General features: G+C 57.2%; 24 protein-coding genes. 14 read left to right on the top strand and 10 right to left on the bottom strand.

Going from position 1 to position 25,048, the window contains the following annotated elements:
* Positions 1-50 precede the first annotated feature (50 nt).
* Positions 51-1,493, bottom strand: coding sequence for an aminotransferase-like domain-containing protein (locus DX909_RS09180; protein ID WP_128544837.1), 1,443 nt, complete (start codon positions 1,491-1,493; stop codon positions 51-53).
* 74 nt (positions 1,494-1,567) lie between these two features.
* Here DX909_RS09180 and DX909_RS09185 point away from each other — a divergent pair, with 74 nt between their 5' ends.
* The 6 genes from DX909_RS09185 (at position 1,568) to DX909_RS09205 (ending at position 4,868) form a co-directional block, all read left to right on the top strand.
* Positions 1,568-2,020 carry a DinB family protein gene (locus DX909_RS09185; RefSeq protein ID WP_128544838.1) on the top strand — a complete coding sequence of 151 codons (453 nt, stop codon included), beginning with the start codon at positions 1,568-1,570 and terminating at the stop codon, positions 2,018-2,020.
* A gap of 21 nt (positions 2,021-2,041) precedes the next feature.
* Positions 2,042-2,845, top strand: a complete 804-nt coding sequence (locus DX909_RS09190; protein WP_128544839.1) for a PhzF family protein — start codon at positions 2,042-2,044, stop codon at positions 2,843-2,845.
* A 134-nt stretch (positions 2,846-2,979) separates the two neighbouring features.
* Positions 2,980-3,429 carry a hypothetical protein gene (locus DX909_RS09195; protein WP_128544840.1) on the top strand — a complete coding sequence of 150 codons (450 nt, stop codon included), beginning with the start codon at positions 2,980-2,982 and terminating at the stop codon, positions 3,427-3,429.
* A 209-nt stretch (positions 3,430-3,638) separates the two neighbouring features.
* Complete coding sequence (locus DX909_RS09200; RefSeq protein WP_128544841.1) at positions 3,639-3,878, top strand: hypothetical protein; 240 nt, start codon at positions 3,639-3,641, stop codon at positions 3,876-3,878.
* Between the two features lie 146 nt (positions 3,879-4,024).
* Positions 4,025-4,153, top strand: coding sequence for a hypothetical protein (locus DX909_RS29995; RefSeq protein WP_262707508.1), 129 nt, complete (start codon positions 4,025-4,027; stop codon positions 4,151-4,153).
* 280 nt (positions 4,154-4,433) lie between these two features.
* Complete coding sequence (locus DX909_RS09205) at positions 4,434-4,868, top strand: hypothetical protein (protein WP_128544842.1); 435 nt, start codon at positions 4,434-4,436, stop codon at positions 4,866-4,868.
* 620 nt (positions 4,869-5,488) lie between these two features.
* Here DX909_RS09205 and recA read toward each other — a convergent pair.
* Positions 5,489-6,562 (bottom strand): recombinase RecA, encoded by a 1,074-nt coding sequence (gene recA, locus DX909_RS09210; RefSeq protein ID WP_128544843.1) that lies wholly within the window; start codon positions 6,560-6,562, stop codon positions 5,489-5,491.
* A gap of 208 nt (positions 6,563-6,770) precedes the next feature.
* Between recA and DX909_RS09215 the strand changes: the two genes are divergently transcribed.
* From DX909_RS09215 to DX909_RS09225, 3 genes are all read left to right on the top strand, one after another.
* Positions 6,771-7,907 (top strand): lipid A deacylase, encoded by a 1,137-nt coding sequence (locus DX909_RS09215; protein ID WP_128544844.1) that lies wholly within the window; start codon positions 6,771-6,773, stop codon positions 7,905-7,907.
* Positions 7,908-7,977: 70 nt separating this feature from the next.
* Positions 7,978-9,027 (top strand): aminopeptidase, encoded by a 1,050-nt coding sequence (locus DX909_RS09220; protein WP_128544845.1) that lies wholly within the window; start codon positions 7,978-7,980, stop codon positions 9,025-9,027.
* Positions 9,028-9,159: 132 nt separating this feature from the next.
* Positions 9,160-9,963, top strand: a complete 804-nt coding sequence (locus DX909_RS09225) for a DUF3108 domain-containing protein (RefSeq protein WP_128544846.1) — start codon at positions 9,160-9,162, stop codon at positions 9,961-9,963.
* Here DX909_RS09225 and DX909_RS09230 read toward each other — a convergent pair.
* The 3 genes from DX909_RS09230 to dnaA all read right to left on the bottom strand — a co-directional run bounded on the left by DX909_RS09230 (position 9,951) and on the right by dnaA (position 13,404).
* Positions 9,951-10,970 carry a GNAT family N-acetyltransferase gene (locus DX909_RS09230; protein ID WP_128544847.1) on the bottom strand — a complete coding sequence of 340 codons (1,020 nt, stop codon included), beginning with the start codon at positions 10,968-10,970 and terminating at the stop codon, positions 9,951-9,953. The genes DX909_RS09225 and DX909_RS09230 overlap by 13 nt on opposite strands.
* The gene (locus tag DX909_RS09235; RefSeq protein WP_128544848.1) at positions 10,967-11,929 is read right to left on the bottom strand and encodes a GNAT family N-acetyltransferase; all 963 of its coding nucleotides are present in this window, start codon (positions 11,927-11,929) and stop codon (positions 10,967-10,969) included. The genes DX909_RS09230 and DX909_RS09235 overlap by 4 nt, the downstream gene beginning before the upstream one ends.
* Positions 11,930-11,994: 65 nt before the next feature.
* A complete protein-coding gene (dnaA, locus tag DX909_RS09240; protein WP_128544944.1) occupies positions 11,995-13,404 on the bottom strand; it encodes a chromosomal replication initiator protein DnaA in 1,410 nt (469 codons plus the stop codon).
* A gap of 351 nt (positions 13,405-13,755) precedes the next feature.
* Here dnaA and DX909_RS09245 point away from each other — a divergent pair, with 351 nt between their 5' ends.
* Both DX909_RS09245 and scpA read left to right on the top strand, forming a co-directional pair.
* Positions 13,756-15,081, top strand: coding sequence for a methylmalonyl-CoA mutase family protein (locus tag DX909_RS09245; protein WP_128544849.1), 1,326 nt, complete (start codon positions 13,756-13,758; stop codon positions 15,079-15,081).
* 23 nt (positions 15,082-15,104) lie between these two features.
* On the top strand, positions 15,105-17,273 hold the full coding sequence (scpA, locus tag DX909_RS09250; protein ID WP_128544850.1) for a methylmalonyl-CoA mutase: 2,169 nt from the start codon (positions 15,105-15,107) through the stop codon (positions 17,271-17,273).
* Between the two features lie 17 nt (positions 17,274-17,290).
* On the opposite strand, the gene DX909_RS09255 is transcribed toward scpA, so the two are convergent.
* On the bottom strand, positions 17,291-17,731 hold the full coding sequence (locus DX909_RS09255) for a WapI family immunity protein (RefSeq protein ID WP_128544851.1): 441 nt from the start codon (positions 17,729-17,731) through the stop codon (positions 17,291-17,293).
* 409 nt (positions 17,732-18,140) lie between these two features.
* Here DX909_RS09255 and DX909_RS09260 point away from each other — a divergent pair, with 409 nt between their 5' ends.
* Together DX909_RS09260 and DX909_RS09265 are read left to right on the top strand one after the other, a co-directional pair.
* Positions 18,141-18,518: a response regulator gene (locus DX909_RS09260; protein ID WP_128544852.1), complete on the top strand. Its 378-nt coding sequence runs from the start codon at positions 18,141-18,143 to the stop codon at positions 18,516-18,518.
* 7 nt (positions 18,519-18,525) lie between these two features.
* A complete protein-coding gene (locus tag DX909_RS09265; protein WP_128544853.1) occupies positions 18,526-19,287 on the top strand; it encodes an MBL fold metallo-hydrolase in 762 nt (253 codons plus the stop codon).
* Here the strand turns inward: DX909_RS09265 and DX909_RS09270 are convergent.
* Positions 19,277-20,464, bottom strand: a complete 1,188-nt coding sequence (locus DX909_RS09270; protein ID WP_128544854.1) for an AGE family epimerase/isomerase — start codon at positions 20,462-20,464, stop codon at positions 19,277-19,279. The genes DX909_RS09265 and DX909_RS09270 overlap by 11 nt on opposite strands.
* Before the next feature lie 165 nt (positions 20,465-20,629).
* The gene (locus tag DX909_RS09275) at positions 20,630-20,890 is read right to left on the bottom strand and encodes a hypothetical protein (protein ID WP_128544855.1); all 261 of its coding nucleotides are present in this window, start codon (positions 20,888-20,890) and stop codon (positions 20,630-20,632) included.
* A gap of 75 nt (positions 20,891-20,965) precedes the next feature.
* On the opposite strand from DX909_RS09275, the gene DX909_RS09280 reads away from it, so the two are divergent.
* Entirely contained in the window at positions 20,966-22,552 is a 1,587-nt protein-coding gene (locus DX909_RS09280; RefSeq protein ID WP_128544856.1) for an NFACT RNA binding domain-containing protein, read from the top strand.
* 1 nt (position 22,553) lies between these two features.
* Here DX909_RS09280 and DX909_RS09285 read toward each other — a convergent pair whose 3' ends face one another.
* Together DX909_RS09285 and DX909_RS09290 are read right to left on the bottom strand one after the other, a co-directional pair.
* On the bottom strand, positions 22,554-23,003 hold the full coding sequence (locus DX909_RS09285) for a VOC family protein (RefSeq protein WP_229310996.1): 450 nt from the start codon (positions 23,001-23,003) through the stop codon (positions 22,554-22,556).
* A gap of 43 nt (positions 23,004-23,046) precedes the next feature.
* Positions 23,047-25,047: a M1 family metallopeptidase gene (locus DX909_RS09290; protein ID WP_128544857.1), complete on the bottom strand. Its 2,001-nt coding sequence runs from the start codon at positions 25,045-25,047 to the stop codon at positions 23,047-23,049.
* Position 25,048 lies beyond the last annotated feature (1 nt).

Raw genomic sequence — 25,048 nt, forward strand, 5'->3', positions numbered from 1 at the left:
TCAGAAAGCCGAACCACCGGGTTCGGCTTTTTCTTTTTCCGGCCTGCCGGTCAACGCCCCTTTCCGACCAGTTCACCCAACAGCCGGAGTCCCGTTTCAATCCGCCCATCGAACGGCCTGCCGAAACTCATCCGGAAGTAATGGGTGAAACGCCCGTCGGTGCTGAAAATCTGGCCCGGCGCGATGCTGATCCCGTGTTTCAGTGCTTCCTGAAACAGATGATAGGCATTGATCCGGCGGTTCATTTCGAGCCAGAGCACATAGCCGCCTTCCGGCCGCGTCACCCGAACGTCGTCCGGGAAAAAAGCCGAAATGGCCTGGCTATACTGAAGACATTGGGTATGCAGGGCCCGGCGGAGGTGCCGCAGGTGCAGGTCGAAGCGGCCGTTTTCAAAAAACAGCCCGGTCGCCACCTGCGTCGGGGTGGTGGACGTCACTCCGCTCCAGCGCTTCAGATCGACCACCCGCGCCAGAAAACGCCCCGGCAGACACCACCCGACCCGGTAGCCCGGCGCCAGGGTTTTCGACACCGACGAACAAAGCAGCACCAGCCCGTTCCGGTCGAAACTGTGGCAGGTGCGGGGGCGCTGTTTTCCGAAGTAGAGATCGCCGTAGATGTCGTCCTCGATCAGAGGAATTTCCCGTTCGGCCAGCAGGCCGACCAGCTTCTGTTTATGATCGTCGGAAAGGCAGCTTCCCGTCGGGTTGTTGAAGGTCGGCACCAGCAGGCAGGCCGCGATCCGAACAGTTTTCAGGGCCTTTTCCAGGGCGTTCAGATCCAGGCCCGCCCCCGGATCGGTCGGGATTTCCAGCGCCTTCAGCCCCAGTCCCTGAAGCACGGAAAAAATACCGAAATAGGTGGGGCTGTCGATGGCCACGGTATCCCCCGGTTTCGTAACCGCCCGCAGGCAGAGCAGGAGGGCATCGAGGCATCCGTGGGTTGTCACCACCTCCTGTTCGGTGACCATACTGCCGCCGGCGACCGCATGCCGCGCAATCTGTTTCCGCAGAACCGGGTTTCCCTGCACGTCCTCATAGTTCAGACAGCCGGACGGGTGGCTGCGCAGGGCTTCCGCCATCGCTTTGTTCAGTTTGCTCCGGGGCAGCAGTTCCAGGTCCGGGGTGGCCAGGGCCAGTTCCAGCATTCCCTCGGCGTTCCGGTTTCGGGTCACCTGGGCGATCATGTCGTCGACACTGACCGGCGCCGGGTCTTTGACCGACGGCCGGCCGGCCGAAACCGGGGCGTGCAGGTGGGCACGGTACGAGACGTAATAGCCGGATTTCGTCCGGGCTTCGATCAGCCCTTTTGCTTCCAGATCGCTGTAGGCCCGGAAAGCCGTGCTGAGACTGATACCGTACTCCTCGCTCAGCGCCCGCAGTGAAGGCAGCCGATCACCGATTTTCAGGGTTCCGGTGGTGATCAGGTGCCCGAACCGCCCGGCGATCTGCCCGTACAGGAAATCGGCGGACAGGTCCGCGTCAAACGTTTTCATCGTTCTATCTGTTATGGTCGAAATTTAAAAAACTGAATCTGTTTTCCAATCTTTTGACGCCCGACCTTTGTGGCATGACTTCGAACCACTTCTCCACCCTTTTCGGGCGCGAACTGCAACGACTGGCCAACGAGATTCGTCAGTACCCCACACCGGATTCGATCTGGGTTCGGCAGGGCGCCATTCCAAACTCCGCCGGGAACCTGGCCCAGCACCTGATCGGCAATCTGAAGACCTACATCGGTCTGGAACTGGGCGGTTTTCCCTACGTCCGGAACCGGGAAGCCGAGTTTGCAGACCGGTATCTGGAACAGGCCGACCTCGACCGGGTTCTGGAGGAGCTGGGCCAACAGCTGACCGATACCTTTAGCCGGCTGGACAATGCGCGGCTCAACGAGCCTTACCGGACCGAAGTTCTGTCCATCCAGCCGGATCAGACCGTCGGGCTGGTGCTGACCCACCTGCTGGCTCATCTATCTTATCATACCGGGCAGGTCAATTACCACCGCCGGTTAACCGCCTATTGAAACCATTTCCGACAAATACCTATGAACGTTCCTTATTTTCAGGTCGATGCCTTCACCGACCGCGCCTTTGCCGGCAACCCGGCCGGCGTCTGTCTGCTGGACGACGTTTTGCTGACCGACGATCAGCTTCGGTCGGTGGCGGCCGAAATCAATCAGTCCGAGACGGCCTTTCTGTGGCCGGAACAGGACGGCTTCCGGCTGCGCTGGTTCACCCCGACGGTCGAAGTCGAGCTTTGCGGCCATGCGACGCTGGCAAGCGCCAACGTTCTCTGGCAAACCGGCCGCATCGCCCCCGGCACCCCCATTCGCTTCCAGACCCTGAGCGGAGAACTGCGGGCGACGGCCGGCCCCGGCGACTGGATCGAGCTGGATTTCCCCGCCCGCTTCGGCAGCCGGGCCGACCTGCCGGAGGGGCTGCCGAAGGCGCTGGGCGTCCGTCCGGTTTCGGCGTATTTCATGCACGACCGCTATCTGATCGAAGTGACTACGGAGGAGGAAGTCCGGACGATGGCGCCGGATTTCCGGGCGCTGGCGCAGTTTGACAATACCATCGTCACCGCCCGGGCCAATCCCGGCTCCGGGTTCGATTTTATCTCCCGCTTTTTTGCCCCCAAGTCGGGCATCGATGAGGATCCCGTGACGGGCTCGGCCCACTGCTGTCTGGCCACTTACTGGTCGGATCGGCTGGGTAAAACCGACTTTTTGGCTTATCAGGCTTCGCAGCGGGGCGGTATTCTGAAGGTCAGCCTGCAGGGCGAGCGGGTGAAGCTGGCCGGCCGCGCCGTGACGCTGATCGAGGGCATGCTGCGGCTTCCGGCGAACTGAAGTCTGACCACTCCGTCAGAAAGCCCCGGTTTTGTAACCGGGGCTTTCTTGTTGGGCTAATTTTTCGGCAGAATCGGGTAGGTACGGAAGAAGGTAGTATTTTGGAGCCTCGGGCTGCTTTTTTATTACCGCTTATGGAAGATTTTAAACGATCGTTCAATTCCGTTCCGAAAAAGGACATCTACCGCGCGCTGACCCGGCTGTTCTGCCTGCTCTCTCTGATTTTCTACACGACCACTACCTTCAACGATGCGAACGACAACCTGCCGGTCATTGTCTGGTTACTGCTGGGCTTCCTGAGCGGCATGTGGTACGTGAAGCTGGTCTTTCTCCTCAATTTCTCGGCCCTGTTGTATCTTTTCACGCAGGAGCTGGTCAACACGGGCGGACGGAAAAACCGTAAGATTTTATCCATTTTCGCCCTCTGGATACCGGTGATTTATATGGGTTACAACCTGCTCTGGGGCAACGCGGTCGATCTGGAATACCGAAACCGGTGGTTCCTGATTTCGGCCGGTCTCTTTCTGGTTTGTTCGTTTGGTTTTCTCTATTGGCTGGGGAAGACGGATTCCGGAAAAAACTGACCGCTTTGCCGTATCTTCTCTCTGTCAGTCAGGATCCTGGTTTGACTTCTCCTGCAATCATTCTGCAAAACAGTAATCATCCCGGTTAGTTTTCCTCCGGAACAAACGCTAAGTTTATGGCTATCTATTTTATATTCAATTAATTAAGTTACAAATAATGAATGAGTTTATACAATATCTCAACACAATTGTCAAACTTGACGACAACGTTGAAAAAGCAATCAGGGCTATTACCATTGAAAGACATCTGCCGCGAAAATCCATCATTCAATCTGCCGGGACCATCTGCTCCGGGTTTCATTTTGCGGTCCGGGGTGCCGCCCGTTATGGCCACTTACGAGCCGGTGTCCTCCGCTTTGATGGAAACCTTCGATCAAGCTCGTGTTTTCAGGCTCAAGCTGCTGTATCCCGAGGCTTCGTGCCCACCGGCGGAGAATACCACGACCTGATCGGCACCGAACTCTCCCCGGCCCGCCAGTCCCACCCTTCCGCCTACTGCGCGGACCGGCAACGGCTACCCCGGCCAGCCTCTTTGTGGAAGCAACCCGCCTGACGATGCGCCTGTCGCCCTCCGCCGAACCGGCCTCACCCCTCAATGACCGACGCCCGGGGCCGCCGGCTATCGAGGAATTATGAGGGCCACCTCGACGGAGCGGATTGCAACAGTATCGGCGGTTGGGTCTACGACAGCGACCAGCCTAACACTCCGCTGATGGTCAAGTGATGGACGGCAGGACTTGGTTTCAGCGTTCGGTAATAACCCGGCCGTAAGAAATCATAGATATTCGGGTCGCTGGAGCGACTCAGGTGCTAACAAAACCAAATTTTTACTTTCGATTTGAATTAGTGGATCGGAACAGAATTGGATGGCGGGTCAGGTAGGATTCAATTCACAAACCACGCCGGAGGCCCGGCGTCCTGAATCTGAATTTATACACGGCGGAGTAGCAACAAGGCGTCATATCCCAACAGCTACGTCTTAGTAAGCTCCAGGACCCAAACTTATGGCAGTATTCAATCTCCACAAAACAAATACTATCGTTAGCAGGGCACTTGCCCTGCTAACGATAGTCTCATACTGTTTTATTCATTATGATGATACAGTTTGGGATCTGCCCGTAATTATTTGGACAGCCTTGCGGTTAACAGCCGGCACATGGCTTGAAAAGGTTTTCAGCTTTTGCGGTTTATTAAGCTTTCTATATATATCCAGTTTATGCTTTAGTAGCAAATTTAATTTCAAAATCACATTAACTTCTCTCGGAATCTTATCCGCTATGGTTGCTCAGGAAGGAGTTTTCCTTCTTTCGGGTAAACCAATCGAACTGCAAACTACTACAGGACTTTGGTTTTTTGTCCCTTCCGGAATATGTCTATTAAACGCCTTACTTCTGCTTTATAACATGATTAAGCTACCTGCCGAAAGGGTTGAGAAATAAATAGTTAAATAGAAGGGATTATATCCATTAAAGTTTCTTTTGTCCTGCATTCCAATTCCGTCCATTACCAATGAAGAATTACTTCTCTTTTTTACCATCCCACAATAGAAATCTACTGATAGGATTTTTTGTTTCACCACAATAACCGTTTTTTCGGCTATTACTAAAGATGACTCAAAATGGTCTTTGCCCATCCTGATTTGGCTACTGGCCGGATTTATTGTTGAGGAGTGGTGGATAAAACTCACCTGTTTATTGATTATCGCCAGCTGGTTTTATCTGTACTTCCGGCTCTTTATGGGTCTTCCTCAAAGGATAATCTGGACAGTCCTCCCGTTCGTATTCCTGTGGATACCAATTATTCATACCGGGATCGTTCTGTTTCCAGCCGGCTATTCATCGGAAGCTGTAGCCAGAAATCACTGGTTTTTTATTTCTTCTTTCCTGTTCATGATTAGCTCCCTGTTTCTCATCTATTATTCCTGGAAATCGGGGAGAAGTTTGGAATTTTAAAATCCGGAAGGGACGAAGTTTTAATACCATGACCCATAAAAAAAGAGATGGCCGGTACACTACCGGCCATCTCTTTCATTTGTCAAACAATAATCAGAAAATTATGCTTATTCGACCGTATCCTCACCGTCGTCTTCGACGTTGCCTGTCGGGTCGAGCAGGGCTTCTTCGTCGGAGTTGACTTTGGCGCGAATCCGGGTTTCGAGTTCGTTCATCAGTTCCGGGTTATCGGATAACAGTTCCTTGACGGCGTCACGGCCCTGAGCCAGCCGGTTTCCTTCGTAGGAGAACCAGGAACCGGATTTCTTGATAATCTCCAGTTCGACGGCCAGATCGAGTATTTCACCGACTTTGGAAATACCCTGACCATACATGATGTCGAATTCGACTACTTTGAACGGAGCGGCCAGTTTGTTCTTGACGACCTTCACCTTCGTGCGGTTCCCCAGAATCTCGTCGCTGTCCTTGATCTGACCGATCCGGCGGATGTCGAGCCGAACCGATGAGTAGAATTTCAGTGCGTTACCGCCGGTGGTCGTTTCGGGGTTCCCGAACATGACGCCGATCTTGTCGCGCAGCTGGTTGATGAAGATACAGCAGCAGCCGGTCTTGTTGATGACCCCGGTCAGTTTCCGGAGCGCCTGTGACATCAACCGGGCCTGCAGACCCATCTTGCTTTCGCCCATGTCGCCTTCGAGTTCAGCTTTCGGAACCAGAGCCGCCACCGAGTCGATGACGATGATGTCGATGGCTCCGGAGCTGATCAGGTGCTCGGCAATTTCCAGCGCCTGTTCCCCGTTGTCGGGTTGCGAGATGAGCAGGTTATTGGTGTCAATTCCTAACTTCTCGGCATAAACGCGGTCAAACGCGTGCTCGGCGTCGATAAAAGCGGCCAGACCGCCACTCTTCTGAGCCTCGGCAATGCAATGCATCGTCAGCGTCGTTTTCCCTGACGATTCAGGACCGTAGATTTCCACTACCCGGCCGCGAGGTACACCACCGATGCCCAGCGCCAGATCCAGCCCCAGCGATCCCGTCGAGATGACCGGAACGTCGACTACCTTGCTCTCACTCAGACGCATGACGGTACCTTTTCCGTATGCCTTGTCCAGTTTCTCAATGGTGGTTTGCAGGGCTTTCAGCTTGCTGTCGTTAGCCGTATTAGCGGTTGCTTGTGCCATGTGATTTGTTTACTCCGTAGATGATTTTTTGTGTCTTTAACCTTATAAAATTACGATTTTCCGGCCAGATTTCCAATCGTAGTTTTGGAAAATAATCTCATAAAAATCAGGACGGGAAACCACACTTCACGAAGCGAAAACATCTAATTTGCAAGCCTCCAAAAAACGGTTACAAATAACAGGACTACACCCCCTGAGGAAAACACGGATGGAACGGACGCAGCGGAACCTAACCGCCTTTTTTTCAAAAACCGGTACCCGGCAAGCCGCCCTCTCCCTCCTCTCCTTCCTGATGCTGCCGGCCCTCTGCCCCGCCCAGCCCGACAACCGGGCGCTGGAACAGCGCTCCCTACCCGACACCACCCGCAGCGGCCGGTTCTCTTTCCGTTTCCACAGCCTCGGATTTGTCCGAAACAACGAATACTTCGGCCCCCTGGCCGACGGCTACACGCTTTTCGGCAACCAGCTCAACCCGCGCGTAGCCTACCAGCCGGCGCCCCACGTGCTGCTCGAAGCCGGCGTCTTCCTGCAGAACGATTTCGGCCAGGAACGCATCGCCCGAATTGCCCCGACCTTCACCGTCAGGTTCCGCCACCGCCACTGGGACTTTCTCTTCGGAACCCTGGAAGGCTCGGTGTCCCACCGCCTGATCGAACCGCTGTACCACTTCGAACGGCTGCTCCGGCAACGCATCGAAAACGGTCTTCAGGTTATTCACCGCACCGACCGCACCTTCTTCGACTTCTGGATCAGTTACCCCCGGAATACACTGCCGGGGTACACCCGTCAGGAACAGTTCTGGGGGGGTGTTTCGGCTGAGCTTCCGCTGCTGCTTCGGCCGGGCTTCCGGCTGTCCGTCCCGCTCCAGGCAACGGCTTTTCACGCCGGGGGCCAGAACATCCGGAGTCCGCTTCCGGTCCGGACCGCACTGAATGCGGCCGCCGGTCTTAGTCTTTCGTGGCAAAACCGCCCCGACCGGTTCATCCGGACCGTCCGGCTGGATACGTACGCGGCCGGGTATCGGGAGAACGCCGACAGCCTCCGGTCGGGCGGAGCTTTTTATCCGAACCTGACGCTGGGGCTGAAGCCGCTGACGGTTCTGGTCAGCTACTGGAACGGAAACGACTACCGGGCGGAATACGGCGGGGATCTCTACCAGAGTGCGACCCGGCGGTTCGGCAGTACCTACCGGGAGGCCCGGCGTCGCCTGCTGATCGTGCGTTTTCTGAAAGACGTAAAGATCGCCGACGGGCTGGTGGTCACGCTCCGTTTCGAGCCGCATTATGACCTGAAAAACCGGCTTTTCGAACACGCGGAGGGGATCTACCTCACCTTTACGAAATAAAGGCGGCTCCGGTGACATTTCAGGGATTTGGCCGTTTAAGAAAAATTGAACGGGAATCCTACATTTGTGCATGATTCGGAAAATCTTGCTCGGGCTTTTAGGGGTATGTATTGTGCTGGGTGTCTGGTATCATGAACTGGTAGCGTATGGATGGATGCAGGCGAAGGGGCAACTCCGGATTCTGTGGAATACCCGGCCGGTCGAGGAAGTGCTTGCGGACGCGTCCTTCCCCGACTCGCTGAAGCGGAAAATAGAACTTATACAGGAAATCAAGCGTTATGCCATAGATTCGATCGGCCTGAATCCGTCCGGCAGTTATACCACGTTTTTCGACCAGCACGGAAAGCCGATCCTCTGGGTCGTCGTGGCTGCGGAGAAATACCGCCTGGCGGCCAAGGAGTGGCAATTCCCGGTCATCGGCACCTTTGCCTACAAAGGCTTTTTCGAGTACGATCGGGCCGGGCGGGAAATTGCCGAGTTGAAACAACAGGGCTACGATACGCGTTTAAATGAGGTATCCGCCTGGTCGACATTAGGATTTTTCCGCGACCCCATTCTTTCCTCCATGCTTTCACGCCCGGAGGGAAGTCTCGCGGAACTGATTATCCATGAACTCACACACGGCACGCTGTTTGTGAAGGATAATCTGGAGTATAACGAGAATCTGGCCGATTTTGTCGGCGAATACGGCGCCCTCCGGTTTCTGACCCAGAAATACGGGGCGCAGTCACCCACCACTCTGGCTTATCTGGAAAATAAAGTGTACGGGGAACGCTATGATGAACATATCTTGCGGGGCACCCGGAAATTGGATAGTTTGTACGCTGCTTACAACCCCGCCACGCCCACGGGGGTCCGGGAAAGTAAAAAGTGGACACTGATTCGTCAGATTGTGGAAACGGTCGATACCGTGGACGTACCGTCGAATCGGCCAACGGTCGGGCCGGTCACGAAAAGGCGCCGGTCCATCCGGCGGGAATTACCGAACAACGCCTATTTCGTGGGGTATAAAACCTACCGGCAGCAGCAAAACAGCTTCCGTCGCGAGTTTGAGGAAAAATTTAACGGTAATTTTAACCAATACCTGACATACCTGAAAAAGACGTATCCGTCGTTATGATTTCCAGGTGAGTAGCCCCGTTTGACGGCATGGGTTCGACAGTTGAATCCGGGTTTCTGCCGCTTCGTCAAAATCTGTGAGCGATCACCGCCGGAAGGTCGTAATTTCGCACGGACCGTGGTTCAAGCGATCATGAAAAAGGTAGTCCTTATCCTGTCCATACTAATCATAGCCGCCCTCTCCCAGGTTGCGCTGACCCCGGAACATACGTACCGTCGGGTGGTCAATACCAGTTTCGGGGCCGGTGAACATCTGGAATATAAAGTCCATTACGGCATCATCAACGCGGCAGAAGCAGTGGTCGACGTCGCCCCTACCGTATACAAGGTCAACGAACGGCCCTGTTACCGCGTCAACGTCTACGGCCGGACCGTCGGCGCCTTCGACCTGGTGACCCGCATCCGGGATACCTGGCGTTCGTATATCGACACCACCGCCATTTTACCACAGAAATTTTTCAGCCATATCGAGGAGGGAAATCACCGGAAAGAAGAAAGCATTACCTTCTATCACCACAACAACACGGTGCACTCCGAAGAAAAAAAGGAGAAGGAAGTATTCAAGGTGCCCGACAACGTGCACGACGTCATCAGCGGCTATTACTACCTCCGCACCATCGATTTCAACCGCCTGAACATCGGCCAGATCGTGGAGGTACCGGCCTTTTTCGACGACGAAATCTACAACATGCGGGTTCGCTACCGGGGTAAGGATGTCGTGAAAACCAAATTCGGGTCGATCAACGTCATCAAACTCAACCCGATCATGCCCGAAAATAAACTCTTCAAGGGCGAGGACGCCATCCGGATCTGGGTTTCGGACGACGCCAACAAAATCCCGGTCAAGGTCGAAGTCGAACTGTGGGTCGGCTCGATGGAGATGGATCTGAAAAAGCACTCCGGTCTCCGGAACGACCTCCGGTTTTATAAACGATAAGAACGAAAAGGGCGAGTCATCGCCCTTTTTGCTTTCCGGGCCCAGCGCACCGGCCCCGGCAGCCGGTCATAGGCGATCTCCGAATAGCTCCGGGCCTCGGCCCCGAAACTGCCGTAATACGCCCAAACCGATTCCGCCCCCACGGCCGGGCTTTCAAAATCGAACACGATCGGCCGGCCCGCCGACGCCCGGATCAGGCGGTCGATCATCCACAACCGGGCCTGCCGCTTCCGGCCCACCTCCGACGCGCCGTTGAAAAGATAGGTGATCCGGCTTCCATCGTGCACGAACAGCCCGCCGGCCTGCGGAGCCTTTTCGTCCGCCGAATGAGCCATCCGAATCCGGGCCTTTCCTCGCACCACCAGCTGATCAACGGCTGCGGCAAATCGATCGTAAATACGCAGGTCAAGCCGGAGGCCGCCGGTGGCTTTTTGTTCGTTGTGCTGCCGGTGCAGCCCGAGGAGGGGCCGGATGTCGGTGATGTCTTCCAGCCGCCACCCCACGTTTTCCGCCCTTTTCAGATTGGTCTTCCGGTCGGTTGCATAGCCCCGGTAAAGATCCGGGTAGGGTTTTGTCAGCGGGAGAATGTGGTTGATTCGCTTCGTGACCGGCCATCCGGGCGGAAAATCCAGTTCCTGCTCGTTCGTCTCGTTGAACCGGTAGGCAGCCACCCACCGGAACCGGGCTGTCAGATGCTCCAGGAAAACGGGAAACCCTGTCGAAACCGGCCAGTCCTCCCGGCAGAAAATGCCCAGCTGCTGGCAGTAATCGGGCATATAGACACAGGAGAAGCCAAACCTCCGGCAAAAGACCACCGGCATCACGGCCCGATAGCCTCCCCCGCCTTCGGCCACAAAACCGCCCCAGTGCGGTGCTCCCGGCCCGGTCGTCAGGGCGTCCAGATACCACGAGAATGCATACACCAGACGCTGGGTGGAAGCGGCCACGCACTCGTCCCAGGCGACCGGATTCAACTGCTCACGGGATAGATACCGAATTTTAATCATCGGAAGAGGCTCCTCCTGAGCGCATTGGCCCAGCGGACCGGGCCGGGGAGATGGTTATGACGTATCCGCGCATACCGCTCCGGCAACGCCCCGAAGCTGCGGTTATAGGCGGCCGGGCCGGCCGCTTCCGGGCTTTCGAAATCGAACACCAGCGGCCGGCCTGCATATTCCCGGATCAGGCCGTCCAGAATAACCGTTCGCACGTTCGACTGCCGGCCGGCCGGACTGGCCGCGCAGAACAGGTGAACGACCCGGTTCTCGTCGGGAATCAGCAGACAGCCCGCTTCGACCCGCCCCTCGCGCAGCGCCACCCGCACCCGCAGCAGGCCGCGTTCCCGCAGCGCATCCGTCAGCCGCAGCAGCGTCGCACCGGCGTGGGGAGCAATAGGGCCGATGCCCGCCGTATTATAGGCCAGAAAAAGCGCGAACAGCGGTTCGACCCGGTCGGTATCGGCAATCGTCGTGGAAAGAGCCTCCCGGTGTTTCAGTTCCTGTTTCCGTCCGTGGGAATAGCCGGCCCGGATGGTTTCATACGGCCGGTTGAGATCAAGGATGTGGTTAGTCCTGGTTTCCGGGCCACTCCCTGCCGCACCAGACAGCAGCGGGGCGCAGGCCGCGTTGAGATGATAGGCGGGCACGTACCGAAAATGGGTTCGGAGGGCCTCCGTCGACCGGCGGATTATTCCGGCGTCGGGCGTTTTTCCGTCACCGAATACGCCCAGCTGATGGCAGAACAGAGGCTGGAGCACCGCCCTGACCCCGAAGCGACGGCGCACCGGCAGGGGCATTACCCATTCGTAATCGCCCAGAATCAGGGCCTCCCAGCCGGGAGAAACGGCATCCAGATACCAGGAAAAGGCGTAAATCAGCCGCTGCGGGGACCGGGCAATGCAGCGGTCGTAACGGATTTCGTCGATTTCGTGACGAAGTAGGAAAGAGAGGGAGTAACGTTCGGACATCCTCCTTTTTGACGCCGGAACGACCGAAAAGTATCGGACGGCATTCGGAACCGGATGTCAATCCGTCACTTGAAGAGACTTTTGAGTTTCTCGACGGTTTCGCGGGTCTGGGGGTCGTTATTGATCAGATCGCTGATGGTCTGGATGGCGTGGATCACGGTGCTGTGGTCGCGGCCGCCGAAATGATACCCGATGGATTTGAGGGAAAGCTCGGTTTTCTCCTTCGCCAGGAACATGGCGATCTGCCGGGGGAAGACGGCTTCCTTCTTCCGGCTCTTGCTCTTGAGGTCGGCAACGGTTATCTTGAAGTAATCGGCAACGTATTCCTGCACCGAATCGATCGTTACTTCCTTGTCGGAGTCGACGACAATGTTGCGCAGGGTGTTCCGGGCGAGGTCAAGGTCGATGTCCCGGCGGTTGAGGGAAGCCTGGGCCATCAGCGACACGATCACGCCCTCCAGCTCCCGGACGTTGGTGTTGATGCTGTGGGCCAGGTATTCGATGACGTTGTTTTCGATAAAGATCCCTTCCGATTGCAACTTCTTCTGGATGATCGCAATGCGGGTTTCGAGGTCCGGCTGCTGAAGGTCGGCCGTCAGACCGGATTTAAAGCGGGACTGAAGCCGGTCCTGCATGCCCTGCAACTCACGGGGAGAGCGGTCGGAGGTCATGATGATCTGCTTCTTGGCGCCGTGAAGGTGGTTGAAAATATGAAAGAACGTTTCCTGCGTTTTTTCCTTTCCGGCCCAGAATTGCACGTCGTCGATAATCAGCACGTCGACCTGCATGTAAAAACTCATGAAGTCGCGCAGCGTGTCGGTCCGGATGGCGTTGATGAACTGGTTGGTAAATTTCTCCGAGGAGACATAGAGGACGAACTTGTCCTGATTGTTATTCTTGATATAATTACCGACGGCCTGGACGAGGTGGGTCTTGCCCAGTCCGACCCCGCCGTAGATCATGAGCGGGTTGAAGGCGGTCGTACCCGGATTCTGAGCCACCGCGAAACCCGCTGAGCGGCCCAGCCGGTTGCAGTCGCCTTCCACAAAATTGTCGAAGGTGTAGGCCGGGTTCAGATAGGAGTCCAGTTGGAGCGAGTCGAGGTCTTTCATCTCGAACGGGCTCTTCAGAATGTCGGCGTTGACGTTGTCGGGCTTGGAATTCTGGGGAGATTTGGTCGTCGGGACGTTGACCGTCAGCGGGCGGCTGCCTTCATCGCCCTTGTCGACGATGATCGAATACTGAAGCTGTCCGTGGCGGCCGATGGCGAAGTCGAGCGCTTTCCGGAGGATGTGCACGTAGTTCTCTTCCAGCCATTCGTAGAAGAACTGGCTCGGCACCTGGATGGTCAGCTCGCTTCCGCTCAGGCGCAGGGGAACGATCGGCGTAAACCAGGTCTGAAAACTCTGGTCCGGGATGTTCTCCTGAATCACCTGGAGGCAGCGGTTCCAAACCGTCACTGCTTCGCGCTGTATGCTGGGTGGTACGTGTACGTTCACGGTTACATCTCTCCAAATCAAAGCAAAATTGTCAGGGACAATCCGGCCCGGTGGGTGAAAAAGGGAGACAAAAGTAGAAAAAAAATCAGAGCAGACAAGACAGCCCGACCATCTCCGGATGGTTAAAAATAAGGGCATTTTTTTTGGCTGTCAATACGTCGAAATAGTTTATAAAAATAATGCAACGCGACTGCCGGGAACTCCGGCGTCAGTGGGCCTTTACTTTAAAAAGCCCTAACTTTGGCCGAAGCGGGAACCGACACCGGTTTTCAAAAAAGGGCCGAATATCTTTAAAATAGGCGTTTAGTCCATCGAATAGGTACATCTATGCCGTTAACCGACCTGAAATTGTCCGAGATATTTGACCCGGCCGACAAAGCCCGGTGGCTCGAACAGGTCGCGGCCGACCTGAAAGGAAAAGCCGTAGAAAACCTCCGGTGGCGCAGCCCGGAAGGCTTCGACCTCGACCCTTACTTTACCTCGGAAGACCTGGCTTCTCTGAACCTTAGCGAGATCCGTTCCGCCCAGATTTTCGGCCGGACACCCGGCTGGCTGAACATCCCCGAGGTGACACCCGCCGACGAGACGGAAACGAACCGGCAACTCCGCGACCTGCTCACCCGGGGAGCCGACGGCTTCCTGTTGAATCTGGCCGATCGGGATGTTCGGCGGATCGACTGGGCGCGTCTGTTAAATGGACTCCGGCTGAGCGACACCCCCGTCTGGTTCAGGGTAAGCGGCCAGGCGGGTTCGCTGATGGACCTCCTGAAAAACCTCCTGCCCTACCAGCTGAAAGGCGGTTTCCTGGACGATGATCCGGAAAGCGTGGCCCGGGCCTCGCAGGCCTCTCTGGACTCGCCCCTGTTCCGGACAATCGGCATCGAAACGGATCGGTTTCATAATGAGGGCGCGACCGCCGTTCAGGAACTAGCCTTCGGCCTCGGCGCCCTCGTGGATCGGTACGACCACCTGACGGAAGCGGGCCTGAAACTGGATGAACTGCTCTCCAAAACGATGGTGACGGTGGCGGTCGGACCCTCTTATTTTACCGAAATCGCCAAAATCCGGGCCTTTCGCGTACTCTGGCTGCGCCTGCTTGGCCAGTATGGCGTTTCGGAAAGCCGGCCGCTGTTCCTCCTCGGCCGGAACTCCGCTTTCCACGATGCCGCGGCCACGCCCTATGTCAATATGCTGCGGGCCACGACCGAAGCCATGTCGGTCGTGATCGGCGGCTGCGACGCGCTGACGGTTCACCCCTATGACGCGGTATTTCAGAAGCCGGACGCCTTTTCGGAACGGATTGCCCGCAACCTCTCCCTCCTGCTGAAGGAGGAGGCCCAGCTCGATAAGGTGCTCGACCCGGCAGGCGGTTCTTATTTTCTCGAAACCCTGACGCATCGGCTGACGGAATCGGCCTGGCAGCTTTTCCTGAAAGTGGAGGCCATAGGCGGTCTGGCGAAAGCGGCCGAACATGGTTTTGTTCAGGAAGAACTGGACGCGTCGTTCCGGGCCGGAACCGAAGCCGTTGAGAACGGCCGGGTGCTGGTCGGGGTCACGAAATACCGTCACGACGAAGCCCCGGCCGCCGGCGACTCCGCCCCAGGGCCCGCAACGGTTTCGCCAAACCGCCGACTGGCCGAGGGTTTCGAATGAGCCGTCCCTTTTGATTCTACCGTATGAGACCTGATTTCAACTCAATACAAACTCCTTCGACCGCCGGCTCACCGGCCTCCGGTTCATCTGCCCGGCCGCCCGTCACGGCGGAAGGCATCCGGCTGAAACCGCATTTCGAGGCCGGCGACCTGGCCGAGGCTCAGCACCTCGGCTTTGCCGCCGGCCTGCCCCCCTACCTGCGCGGGCCGTACAGCAGTATGTACCTGACGCAGCCCTGGACGATCCGGCAGTATGCCGGTTTCTCGACGGCGGAGGAATCCAACGCCTTTTACCGCCGGAACCTGGCCGCCGGGCAGAAGGGCCTGTCGGTCGCCTTCGATCTGGCGACCCACCGGGGCTACGACTCAGACCACCCGCGGGTGGTCGGGGATGTAGGGAAGGCCGGGGTGGCGATCGATACCGTCGAGGATATGAAGATCCTCTTCGACCAGATCCCGCTCGATCAGATGTCGGTGTCGATGACGATGAACGGCGCCGTCATCCCGATCATGGCGTTCTACATCGTGGCCGCCGAGGAACAGGGTGTCCGGCCGGAACAACTGAGCGGAACGATTCAGAACGACATTCTGAAGGAGTTCATGGTCCGGAACACTTACATCTATCCGCCCGAGCCGTCGATGCGGCTCATCGGCGACATCTTCGCCTTCACGAGCCGGTTCATGCCCAAATTCAACTCGATCAGCATCAGCGGCTACCATATGCACGAAGCCGGGGCCCCGGCGCACCTGGAACTGGCCTATACGCTCGCCGACGGGCTGGAATACATCCGCACCGGCCTGAACGCCGGCATGAACATCGACCAGTTTGCGCCCCGGCTCTCGTTTTTCTGGGGCATCGGCATGAACCATTTCATGGAAATTGCCAAGATGCGGGCGGCTCGGGTTCTCTGGTCGACGCTGGTGAAGCAGTTCAATCCCCGGAATCCGAAGTCGATGGCCCTGCGGACGCACTGCCAGACGAGCGGTTACAGCCTGACCGAGCAGGACCCATTCAACAACGTGGCCCGCACCTGCGTCGAAGCGCTGGCGGCCGTGCTGGGTCATACCCAGTCGCTGCACACGAATTCGCTGGACGAAGCCATCGCCCTGCCCACCGATTTCTCGGCCCGCATCGCGCGGAACACCCAGCTGTACATCCAGCACGAAACCGACGTCACCCGGGTGGTCGATCCGTGGGGAGGATCGTATTACGTCGAGTATCTGACCGATCAGCTTATCCGGAAAGCCTGGGCACTGATTCAGGAAGTGGAAGAACTCGGCGGCATGACGAGGGCCATCGAAACCGGCCTGCCCAAACTCCGGATCGAGGAAGCGGCCGCCCGCAAGCAGGCACGGATCGATGCAGGCCGTGAGGTGATCGTGGGCGTCAACCGTTACCGGCCCGAAAGCGAGAAGGAAATCGAATTACTGGAAGTGGATAACCGCGCCGTCCGGGAAACCCAGATCCGGCGGATCGGGGAAATAAAAAGCCGGCGGGACCCGCAGAAAGTGGAAGCGACCCTGGAAGCAATCACGCAGGCGGCCGGACTACCCCCCGGCCCCCTCTTTGGCAAGGAGGGGGAGAAAGGGGGTGGTAATCTGCTCGCGCTGGCGGTGGAAGCGGCCCGGTGCCGGGCGACGCTGGGAGAAATATCGATGGCTATGGAAAAAGCATTTGGCCGGCATAAGGCTACGATCCGCGCCGTTTCGGGCGTCTACTCGGCCGAGGTGTCGGACGACGAGAACTTTCAGGCGGCCCGGCAGATGGCCGACCGTTTTGCCGGGCGGGAAGGCCGCCGGCCCCGGATTCTGATCGCCAAAATGGGCCAGGACGGTCACGACCGCGGAGCCAGGGTGATTGCCACCAGCTTCGCCGACCTCGGCTTCGACGTCGATATGGGACCCCTCTTCCAGACGCCGGAGGAGGTGGCCCGTCAGGCAGCGGAGAACGATGTGCATCTGGTGGGCGTCTCCAGCCTGGCCGCCGGACATAAGACACTGATTCCTCAGCTGATCGAAGAACTCAGGAAAATCGGGCGCGACGACATTCTGGTCATTGCCGGAGGAGTCATCCCGGCGCAGGACTACCAGTTTCTGTACGATGCGGGTGTGAAAGGAGTATTCGGGCCGGGGACGGTTATTTCGGTAGCCGCCCAGAAAATTCTGAAGGAATTGATGCCGGACCTGGACTAAGCAAGCCGGAGGCCCATTTATTCCCGTACGGGGAAGATGGTCAGCTGGCTTTCAAGGTCGATGATGGCGCGCTGAAGTTCCTCGGCGCTGGGTTGAACCGGCAGGGAAAACGGCTGTGTACTGTCGGAATACCAGTCGGGCGTGGCTTCCCGGTCCAGTTTGATGGAAAAGCGGTATTTCCCGGAATCGGCCGAAATGTTACTGAAGCCGAGGCAAGGCTCGACAAACGAAAGGCGGGGTGACAACTGCTTCGGGGTGGTCAGGGACTTCATCCATTTGACCAGCAGCTCGATTTCCCAGGTCGACAGCAGGGGGGCCGTCGTGGTGAATCTCCGATTCCGGTAACTGGTTCGCAGGCTGATCAGCAGCCAGTTACGATCCATGAAGTACGGCGAATCGCTGTACTCATAGTCCAGAATATCAAGTTCGAAGGTGCAATCCGGTCCGGTTAGTTTCATGGCTATGAAGGGAAAAATCTGCCTGAACGACGGGCGATCCGCCATCCACTTCAAGGAAATCAATCAAAAACACACGCACGGGGCAGCTACGTCGGAAGGAGGAGACAGGAGAGGGACAGGTGCTCTGATTGTCAGTACCTTAGGATAGCCATGGAAGCGAACGAATCAACTGCTTCAGCAAAGGGAAGGTAAATATATACAAAAGAAACCGGATTTTATATGAACGCTATGTTAAAATCTTGAATTAAAAAAGAATAAATTAAATAAAACCGCTAAACGACGTTCTGCCGCCGATTTGATCGTTCCGGGTAACGAACATTTTTTTTGTGTTTTAGGAATAGTCGTTAATTTCACCTGCCCAAAGCTTCCAGAGGAGGAGGGGCCATTCACTTAAAGACGATCCGACTTTATGTCAGCCAAACGCGTACTGATTGCCGAAGACAGTTCCGTCATCCAGAACCTTGCCCGCAAAATCCTTGAATTCCAGAACTATGAGATTACCTCCGTAAAAAACGGCGAGCAGGTGCTTCAGATTCTGGAGAAAGAAAACTTCAGCATCATCCTGCTGGACATCAACATGCCGGTCATGGACGGAATGGAGTGCGTGCGCCGGGTCCGGGCCCTTCCCGACAAGGAGAAAGCCGGTATTCCGGTAGTGGCCATCACGGGTAACGCAAAAAATTACACGGAGGAAGAATTCAAAACCGCCGGCTTCAACGACGTCCTGGTCAAGCCCCTGAACTTCGACCGGCTGGTGGAAGTGGTCAATCAGCTTACCGACAAATAATGATCGGGTGATTGTTACCCTGCTCGGAACCGGAACCTCGTCCGGTGTACCCCTGATCGGCTGTGAGTGTGAAGTCTGTCGCTCGGTAGATTTTCGGGACAAGCGTCTGCGTACCTCCGTCCACCTGCAGGTCGGCGGCAAAAGCATCGTCATCGACACCGGACCGGATTTCCGGCAGCAGGTGCTGCGGGAAGGCATCCGACATCTCGACGCCGTGGTCTTTACCCACGAGCATAAAGACCATACCGCCGGCCTGGATGAGGTGCGCGCCTATAATTTCCGGCAGGGTATCGACATTCCGGTCTATGCCCGACACCGGGTTCTGAACCAGCTTCAGACGGAGTTCGCCTACATCTTCGCCGAAAAGAGATACCCCGGCATTCCGCGCCTGCGGCTTCATGAAATTTCGGGCGAGCCGTTCGACGTCGAAGGCGTTCGCTTCACTCCCATCGACGTGCTGCATCACCGGCTGCCCGTCTACGGCTTCCGCATCCACGACTTCACGTACCTCACCGACCTCAACTTCATTCCTGAATCGGAGGTGGAAAAGATCGCAGGGACGCGCATTCTGGTGCTGGACGCCCTCCAGCGGGAACCGCACCTCTCCCACTTCACGCTCCGCGAAGCCATTGCCGTTGCCGAACGCTTCAGGGCCGAACGTACCTATCTGGTGCATATCAGCCACAAACTCGGCCTGCACCGCGAAGTCGAAAAGGAACTGCCGCCCTCGATCCGGCTGGGCTACGACGGGCTGAAAATCACGTTGTAAGCCGATCCACCATTTCGATGCAGGCCCGGCCGTTGTGGTACGGGCACTTCCACATGCTGATCTTGACGCTGCCCAGCACGTTGTGCTTTTCGTCGATGCCGCTGAACCACTCGCCGTTTTTCGTATCCAGCATATATTTCCTGATGAACTCCCAGCTTTTCAGCGACTTATCCAGAAACTGCTTTTCCTTCGTCAGCTGGTAGGCGTTCATAAACCCGACCATCGCTTCGGACATGACCCACCAGGAACGCTCGCGGTTGACGTGCCCCGTTTTCGGGTCGTATTCGTAGTTCATCCCGCCGTCGCTCTCCACGCCGGTGGCGGCTGCCCGGGCCATCCGGATGCAGACGTTCTTCACCTTTTTCAGCAAGGCCTCATCGTGCAGCACCTCGGCGGCTTCGGCCAGCAGCCAGGAAGCCTCGATGTCGTGCCCGTAGGAAACGGCCGTGCGCCGAATCTTCCAGTTGTCGTCCAGAAAAAGATGCATCCGGTAGGTTTTCGGGTCGATGATATGATTCAGGAAGACGTCGATCAGCCCCCGGATCTGCCGGTTCAGCCCCGGGTCCGGCCAGGCCCTGTATAAATTTGTAAAAGCCTCCAGGATGTGGAGATGGGTGTTCATGGTTTTGGTCTCCCCGTTCGCCCGGTTGCTCATGACGAAATCGTCGGTGGGCGACCAGTCGCGGGCGCGGGCGTCGATAAAACCGCCTTTGGCCGAATCCCAGGCGTGCCGGACCATGCGGTCGTAAATCTCCCGGGCGAACGCCAGGGCCGGTTCGTGTTTCGTGGCGCGGTAATACTCGCTGAGGCCGTAGATCGCAAACGACTGGCCGTATAGGTGTTTGACCGGCTGCAGGGGTTCGCCCTTGTAATCGACCAGCCAGTAGACACCGCCGTTTTGTTTATCCCGAAAAAACCGGTCGATGTACTTATAGGCGCGTTCGGCGTAGGTGAGGTATTCGTCGTGCTGCGTATGCCGGGCGGCAGCCGCAAACGTCCAGACAATGCGGCTGTTCAGGACGATGCCTTTGGGCGCGTCGGTTTTGGGGAAGTTTTTATAGTCGACCTGTCCGTAATACCCCCCGCCGACGGGATCGGGGCCGTATTTCTGCCAGTAGGCCAGAATATCTTTCAGTTCCTGACTAAGTTCCTGCCGGACGGTTCGGAGATCGGACATCGGGAGACAAGGGGTTTAGGAGTTAAGGGGTTGGGGCGTTTGGGGGTCGGGCGTTGGTTTTACCAGTTCAAGATACTTCCTAAACTTCTAATTCCCGCAACTCCCCCACTCCCAAACTCTTCAACAACTCAACTCCCCAACCCCTCAATTCTCAAACTCTCCAACTCAATTCCCGCTTTCGCTTCCACTGCGTGAACTGCTGTGGCCGCTGTGGCCGTGGCCTCCCCGTTCGTGTTCGAGTTCGGCTTTGGTTTTTTGGGTGTGGTCCTCGTCCGGGCCCTCCTTGGTCTTGTTCTGGTTGGACCGTTGACGCTCCATGTTGGGCTGTTCACCCGAGGTGTCGCGGGCTTCCACGTTCCGTCGGCGGTCCGAATTCGGCTGCTTGTCGTTTGAGCCGGGCTGATCAAAGGTTTTATTGTTTGCCATGACGTTGAGATATTTTGACGATAAGAATTTAACCGGGTAGGTGGAAAAATGTTCCGATAAGTACTTTTGCAGTCTATGCATACCAACTACTATTTTCTTCGTCGGCTGGCCCCCGCGCTGGCACCGAACCTGATGGGACTGAAACTGATGGAGTGTTTCAGTCAGGACCGCGACGAACTGGTACTGGTATTCGCCCAGGCAAAGGGAAAGATCAATTTTTACCGCCCTTTTTACATCAAAGCTACCCTGCGGCCCGATTTCTCGGGACTGTTTTTTCCCGAGACCGTCCAGCGCGCCCGTACCAACAGCGTCGACCTGTTCGAGGAACTCTACGACCGGGAGGTGACCGGAGCGCGGTCTTTTCTGAACGAACGCTGCCTCGGCATCACCCTCGAAGGCGGCTTTACGGTGGTTTTCAAGTTCTTCGGCAACCGCCCGAATCTGCTGGTCTTTTCGGAGGACGAGGTGACGGACGTATTCAACAACAAACTGGTCGGCGACAATAACCTCCGGCTTTCCGGTCTCGACCGGCCCCTCGATCAATCCCGGGAAGCGTTCGAACGCAGCAGTTTCGACCACCGGCGGCTCTTTCCGACCTTCGGGAAGGAGGTCAACGCCTGGCTCGACGGGCGGTTTACGGATGCTTTCGGAGCGGAGGAACCCGACGGTATGCGGAAGTGGGAAATTATTCAGGACACGCTCCGCCTGCTCGATGAGCCCCGGTATTATCTGACCACGTTCCAGCATAAACCGACCCTGGCCCTGATTCCGGTGGGCGAGGTCCGCCAGGAGTTTACCGAGCCGCTGGAAGCCTCCAACCGGTTTTTCTCGGCGTTCATGGGGCAGAACACCCTCGACCGCGAAAAAGGCGATGCGCTGCGGCTGCTGGAGAAGCGACTGAAACGGACCCGGGCCTACATCGAAACCAATCTTCAGCGCCTGATCGATTTCGATACGGAAGTCAGAAACGAGGAGATCGCCAACATCCTGATGGCGAACCTGCACCGGATTCCCGAGCGGGCCGAGTCCGTCGAACTGGAAGATTTTTACCGGAACAAACCGATCCGGATCAAACTTAAGACCGACCTGAGTCCGCAGAAGAACGCCGAGGGGTATTACCGCAAGGCCAAAAACGAGAAGATCGAAACCACCATTCTTCAGGAACAGCTCGACGCCCGCGAACGCGAACTGGAGCAGTTGAGCAAACAGACGGAAGAAATCCGGGCCATCGAGTCGCTGCGCGAATTGCGTAAATACCTGAAAGCGCATCCCGTCAAAGACGAAAAAGTCGCGCAGAGCGACAGCGCCCCTCTCTTCAAACAGGTCACCCACGAAGGTTTCGTGATCCTGGTGGGCCGGAACGCCAAGAACAACGACCTGCTCACCCAACAGTACGCTTACAAGGACGACCTCTGGCTGCACGCCCGTGACGTGGCGGGTTCGCACGTGATCATTAAATACCAGGCCGGGAAGAAATTTCCGAAACCGGTCATCGAACGGGCCGCCGAACTGGCCGCCTGGTATTCCAAACGCCGGACGGACACCCTCTGCCCGGTCATCGTCACCCCCAAAAAATTCGTCCGCAAACCCAAAGGGCTCGCCGAAGGGCAGGTGGTCGTCGAGAAGGAAGAAGTGGTGATGGTCGTGCCGCGGGGAGAATGACTCACTTCTTCTTTTCGTTCAGCTCGAACAGGTAGCCGTCCGGATCGGGGAAGTAGATCTGGGTGATGCCGTCGAACCGTACCTGCTTGTGGAACTGGATGTTATGCGCCTTGAGAAACTGTTCCGATTTGACAATGTCATCCACGAACAGAGCGAAATGGCTGCCGTCCTTGTCGTGGACGATGGGCGTGGTGCGGCCCGCAAGCAGGTGAATCTGCTGCCCGTTGCCCACGTTGAACCAGGCCCGAATGGCCTTCAGGTTGTCGGGTACCGGAATCGGCGTCAGCCCCATGATTTCGCGGTAAAACTTCGCACTGACCTGAATGTCCTTCACCTGGAGAGCCAGATGATTATGACCGGCGATGCCGAGCCTGTCCGGACCGTCCTGCGCAAACGCGCCGGAAATGGACATACAAAAGAGAAATGCCGCCGAAAGAAGGAGATTTTTCATCACGTTTTTTTGAATCGAACTATCTGACATTGTGCTGCGCGAATTACTTCGTGAGGATGACCGCTTTGGTCAACCGCCGGTCACCGGTGCTGAGCGAAACCAGATACCGCCCGGCCGCCAGTTGTCCCACGGTCCAGGATACGGTATGGCGTCCGGTAGTAAAAGACTGCTCGGGTAGGGAAGCTACTTCCTGTCCGGCCGGATTCAGCAGGCTCAGCCGTCCCGAAAAGGGTTGGGCCGCATCGATCCGGAGCGTCAGCCGGTCGCTGACGGGGTTGGGCGTTACCGTCAGCGCCGTAACCGCAACGGGATCATTCAGGCCGGTAACGACCTGGGTTACGTCCTGCACCTGTTTCAGAATCCGGTTCTCCGGGTCGATGACCAGTTCGGTGGGCCGGCCTTTCACCGCCAGCTCGAAGGTCTGGCTCTGGCGGTCGTTGAAGACCGTCAGAAGCGTGTCGCCCGCATCGGTTTTCACCTGAATCGGCAGCGGCATGGTAAAAAAAGCCGGGTTGGCAGTACCGGTGGTCTGGCTGATCGTGACCTGCACCCGGTATGGGGCGGAACCCGCAGCGGGCGAACTGCTCCAGGTGGCCCGGTAAGTCGGGTAGTTTTCGCCGTAAATCCACTCCTTGAAGAAGTAGTCCAGCGACTGGCCGTAGACCGTCGAGGCAATGGCCGCAAAGTCTTCGGTCGTGGCGGTTCCGTAGGCCAGGGGCGACGCCATGTAGGTCCGGAGAATCTCCCTGAATTTCTGATCGCCGACGACCCAGCGGAGCATATGCACCACCACCGACCCCTTGGAATACGTCCGATAGGAATCGAAAATGTTGTCGACATCGGTCAGGTCCCGTACATACAGGGACCCTTTGGCCCGCCGGGCGTCCGTCATTTCGGCAGCCATATAGGCCCGGTAAGCCGGTGTGCCGCCGATCGCTTCCTGATACAGCGCTTCGGCGTAGGAAGCGAAGCCCTCGTTCAGCCAGATGTGTTCCCAGGTCCGGCAGGTGATCTTGTCGCCGAACCACTGGTGGGCCAGTTCGTGGGCGATAATGCCGGTATTGAACCCGCCCATAGAACTGATCGTCTGGTGTTCCATGCCCCCTCCCCAGCCGAACTGCGCGTGACCGTATTTCTCCTTCAGGAACGGGTACGGCCCGAAATAGTCCGAGAAAAAGGTCAGCATATTGGTCGTCTGGCCGAGGGTCCGCCGGACATTTTCGGTCAGGGCCTCCGGATAAATGTAATGCGTCACCGGCATCGAATCGCCCTGGGCGGGTTTGTATACCTGCTCATAGAGGGCGTAGTTGCTCATGGCGACCGAAATCAGGTAGTTGGCGATGGGGTAGCGGTTTCGCCAGTGGTAGGTGCGTGTGGTGCTGTCGGGGTTGTCGAGAACCCGTTCGAGCCGCCCGTTGGATACCGAAACGAAGGTTCGGGGTGCCGTGATCCAGACATCGGACGAGTCGGCTTTGTCGGCCGGGGAGTCCTTGCACGGAAACCAGTCGCGGGCGCCGTAGGGTTCGCTCAGACTCCAGATCACCGGCTGGTTCTGCGAACCGTGGGTGGCGAAGGCGAAGCTGCCGAGCCCGGTGGACCCGGGGATGCCCTTGTAGTAGACCGTCACGGCCAGCCCCTGCCCTTTGGCAAGCGGCTGGGGCGTCTCGATCAGCAGCTGGTCCGGCTGCCGGGAGAAGGTCAGCTTCCGCCCTCCGGCAAGCACCGAATCGACCTGCATGGCGTCGGACAGGTCCAGGAAAAACCGGGTGAGGTTATCCGCGGCACTCTTCAGCCCCACCGTAACGGCCCCGCGCAGGAAGTTCGGCGTGTAGGTAATGTTCAGGTCGAGCTTGTAATAAGTGACGTCGATGCCGGCATCGCCCGGGTATTTGATTCGGGCGGCCGGATGGGCGGCCAGCCGGCCGAAATAGTTCAGGCGGGTGTGCCGGCAGGCGTCGGCGCCGGGGTGCAGGGTCTGGGCCTGTAAGGCGGCCACCGGCAGAAAGAAGGATAAAAAGACGAATCGAAGTAGGTGTGTTCTCATA

It is taken from the genome of Larkinella soli, assembly GCF_003703975.1.
GTDB classification, from domain to species: domain Bacteria; phylum Bacteroidota; class Bacteroidia; order Cytophagales; family Spirosomataceae; genus Larkinella; species Larkinella soli.